We start from the raw sequence: 3665 nt of genomic DNA on the forward strand, positions 1-3665 counted from the left end.
TATCTAAGGAATTGACAGAAAAAATAAATTCTTTTTACAATTGGGAATACAATGAAAATTTCTCAAACGAAAATTTGGACAGCATTTTTATCGGTACGATAGACACAACCAAAATTAAAACTGACTCCCAAAAAATTTCATTTCTCATCGGAGCTTTTACACGTTTTGGAAAAAAGAACGATGCAGTTTATAGCATCAATGGTACAAGTTCAGTCGAGAACTTTAAGATTTATGGCAGATTTTTAAAAGATTTAAGATGTAATGAAATCAGGGAGGTAATAATTGAAGCTGTGGGTCCAACATTAACAGTATATTTTCAACCGAGTGATCGACTAAAAAAGTATCTAACTTATTACATTCCGAATCCTAGAGATTATTAACTACGGCTAACAGCGGTTTCACGCAATTGCTACTTACCTTGTAAAATGAACCGCCTTTTTCCATAACTTCGTTTCGTCCAGCCGAGAGTACTCAGTTCCAAATGCCGCAACTGACGTGAAGCCGCCGGACGTTGTGCGACATGCTTGCGCCAAATTCAACCAAAGACTTTCAATTAAACTTTTAAAAATTGACTATGAAAAATCTATTGATTATTGCTTTTATTCTTTCGCTAAGTTTTAATGGTAGTGCGCAAAAATATGACACAACTAGAGTTGTGCTTTCAAGAATCGAATTTGAAAAACTCAAATCAGACTTTTTAAAAATTAGTGAAACCAAGCTTTTCAAAAAAACCAAAAAAAATAAAGACTCTTACTTTAAAAATTCACCTTTCGTTTGCTTTGACATTGATAATGAGACACTATACAAAGAATGTCTTTCAAAAAGTTTGAGTAAAAAAAGTATCAGAAAAGCTATCTCACTGAAGAAAAACTATATCAAAACACAGAAAGAATTTTGGCTTAAATATCCTGAATTACTCACTCTGTTTAACAAAACTACTATCGAGCAAAAAGCCGAACTAAGGAAAATATATTAGCACGATCGCACAACAGCGGTTTCACGCAATTGCTACTTACTTTGTAAAATGAACCGCCTTTTTCCATAACTTCGTCTTGTCCAGCCGAGAGTACTCAGTTCCAAAAGCCGCAACTGACGTGAAGCCGCCGGACGTTAGCGGTTATACTAAAGAAAATCACTCCACAAATGAGCTTACTTAAAACATTTCCGGAAGTTGAATTATTTTTTGAGAGTGATAAATTTTCTCAAGAAGAATTATTGTCATTTATTCAAGAAATTGAAAAAAAATATACGGACGAGAGATTGAGAAGGTCTGCTCATACATTAATACGGCTAAAAATTCTGCAGTTTGAGATAGCGGGCACTAAAACTCCCTCTAAAAATAACATAGTTAATGGTGAAACAGCAACTAAAAAAGAGAAAGGCGTTCATTCGTTAATTCAAGGGTTAAGACACAAATCCATTGAAAATATTGCACTAAAATTACAGTGGACTTCGTCACAAATATTGATACTACTGAAACAAAAAGGCATTTCTAAAAATCTCGAAAGTTTGCTCGATGAAAATGAATTTAAAATCGTGGCAGAAATGTTTTACTCCAGAATTATGGGAATTAGGAGAAATGAGAAAAATAAGATTCCAAAAAAGATGATTAAAAAAGATAAACCGAAATCTTTGGACAAAAAAAATGATGTATATAGCAAAATCGAATCTATTGGTTTGGGTAAAGTCATCTATATCAGAAAAAAATAGCAAGTACAACCGCTAACAGCGGTTTCACGCAATTGCTGCTTCTCTTGTAAAATGAACTTCTTTTTTCCATAACTTCGTCTTGTCCAGCCGAGAATACTCAGTTCCAAATGCCGCAACTGACGTGAAGCCGCCGGACGTTACCTGCTATTTTTACCAAAAATGAACTTATGAAGTCAATTCAAATTCTTTTATTCTCATTGCTGTTAATGAACTGTAGAAATTCAAACGCAGAAATTGACGCTGTAATTTCGGAAGTTATTAAATATGACAGTTTGTCAATATTGAAAAATGATTCTGTTGCTCTGTTTCACTCCTTAAAAAAATTTAATCTATCATCCTATGACGACAACAAAGGAAAGGCTATTATAGTTCCGTTACCAGGCCAGCGAGTTTTTATTGAAAATCTTTTGTTTATGAGCGTCGACAAAAAAAAATTGTTTTTCACAAAAAAGGATTCTTTATTTATACGTGAGCAAACTCAATCTAAAGCAAAAATTTCAATCCCGGAAACATTCGAAAAAAAAACTTTCATCACATCAGACTCATTAATATATAAAAAACAACACGTTGAATATTACGAAATCCTTGAACCAATTTTTTCAAAAGACAAATTGAAAGCGTACACTGAAATAAATTATAGAAAGAAAGACTTTGGTTGTGGCTTTGCTTTGCTTATGGAAAAAATAAATGGGAAATGGAAAATAATACAAACTCGACCGACTTGGATAAACTAATTAAAACAGCAGGTAACAGCGGTTTCACGCAATTGCTGCTTCCCGTGTAAAATGTAACCGCTTTTTCCATAACTTCGTTTCGTCCAGCCGAGAGTACTCAGTTCCAAAAGCCGCAACTGACGTGAAGCCGCCGGACGTTATGTGTGATCGCTCCGCTCTCCGAAAGCACGTTTCTCGTTTGTTGAAAGGTTCGGCTTTTGTTTGAGTAAATTTCACTTATCCCCTATTTTTCACGGCTCAACTTTGTGGTTACTTTGTGTTAGAGTCACTGGAGAAACTGTCATTCTTGTTTGCGATTCTTGTAGCCGAGAGTTCTCTGCGGGACTTAATGGGACTTAAGTATTGCGTGTAATGCGTGCGTTGAAATCTTAATTTAGGAAACAGTGCGTGTAAATAAAAAAACTTGAAAAAACGCAACACAGTGGAAATTCTTTGTGGTTACGTTGTGTGACTTTGATGATGTGTCGCGACCCACATAACAGCGGTTTCACGCAATTGCTGCTTCCCTTGTAAAATAAACTTATTTTTTCCATAACTTCGCTCTGTCCACGCCGAGAATACTCAGTTCCAAATGCCGCAACTGACGTGAAGCCGCCGGACGTTAGCAGCAATTCACGACGTGACGACTCCTAAATAACTTTAGATGATTGAATTAGCGAAAAAATACCGCCTATTCCTTATCGCTATAATATTAATTTTGTGTTCAATTTTTGTTGAATCTCCCTATCATGGAGATTATTACGGAGAGCCTCCATATTTTTCTTACTTTATAATTACACTTGTAAATATTAATATCTATTTATTCCCAACCAAAAAATTATCCTGGAGCGAAAAGCTTATGTATTCGCTTATGGTCTCATGGTTGGTGTTAATTATCGGCGGAATTTTTATCGAAAATGTTTTAGGCCTAATTTATGGGTATGATCCTTATTATTATGAATTGCGAACTTCTCCGATTCTAACTAATTTTTTATTTTGGTCCTTAACCAATTTAACTGGAATTGGAATATTTGCTGTTTGGCTAAAATTTAAAAAAGAGGTTTCGATTTGAACTGCTGCTAACAGCGGTTTCACGCAATTGCTGCTTTTCTTGTAAAATGTAACCGCTTTTTCCATAACTTCGTTGTGTCCACGCCGAGAATACTCAGTTCCAAATGCCGCAACTGACGTGAAGCCGCCGGACGGTACACGCCATTGGCTCCGTGAAGAAATCACGATTCG

The 3665-nt window shown here is 35.4% G+C and carries 5 protein-coding genes; 4 read left to right on the forward strand and 1 reads right to left on the reverse strand.

Going from position 1 to position 3665, the window contains the following annotated elements:
- From CFE23_RS16420 to CFE23_RS16435, 4 genes are all read left to right on the forward strand, one after another.
- A partial coding sequence (locus CFE23_RS16420) for a hypothetical protein (RefSeq protein ID WP_291090490.1) occupies positions 1 to 380 on the forward strand: 380 nt, incomplete at its 5' end.
- 194 nt (positions 381 to 574) lie between these two features.
- Entirely contained in the window at positions 575 to 976 is a 402-nt protein-coding gene (locus tag CFE23_RS16425) for a hypothetical protein (protein ID WP_291090493.1), read from the forward strand.
- 167 nt (positions 977 to 1143) lie between these two features.
- Complete coding sequence (locus CFE23_RS16430; protein ID WP_291090496.1) at positions 1144 to 1710, forward strand: hypothetical protein; 567 nt, start codon at positions 1144 to 1146, stop codon at positions 1708 to 1710.
- 167 nt (positions 1711 to 1877) lie between these two features.
- Positions 1878 to 2444, forward strand: a complete 567-nt coding sequence (locus CFE23_RS16435; RefSeq protein ID WP_291090499.1) for a hypothetical protein — start codon at positions 1878 to 1880, stop codon at positions 2442 to 2444.
- 933 nt (positions 2445 to 3377) lie between these two features.
- On the opposite strand, the gene CFE23_RS16440 is transcribed toward CFE23_RS16435, so the two are convergent.
- Positions 3378 to 3665, reverse strand: a 288-nt coding sequence (locus CFE23_RS16440) for a hypothetical protein (RefSeq protein ID WP_291090501.1), incomplete at its 5' end; no start/stop codon positions are given.

This window comes from Flavobacterium sp. BFFFF1 (genome assembly GCF_002256285.1).
Taxonomy (GTDB): domain Bacteria; phylum Bacteroidota; class Bacteroidia; order Flavobacteriales; family Flavobacteriaceae; genus Flavobacterium.

Excerpts from the sequence above, each read along its gene's own strand:
- CFE23_RS16425 (WP_291090493.1), top strand. The coding sequence starts at position 575 with ATGAAAAATCTATTGATTATTGCTTTTATTCTTTCGCTAAGTTTTAAT.
- CFE23_RS16430 (WP_291090496.1), top strand. The coding sequence starts at position 1,144 with ATGAGCTTACTTAAAACATTTCCGGAAGTTGAATTATTTTTTGAGAGT.
- CFE23_RS16435 (WP_291090499.1), top strand. The coding sequence starts at position 1,878 with ATGAAGTCAATTCAAATTCTTTTATTCTCATTGCTGTTAATGAACTGT.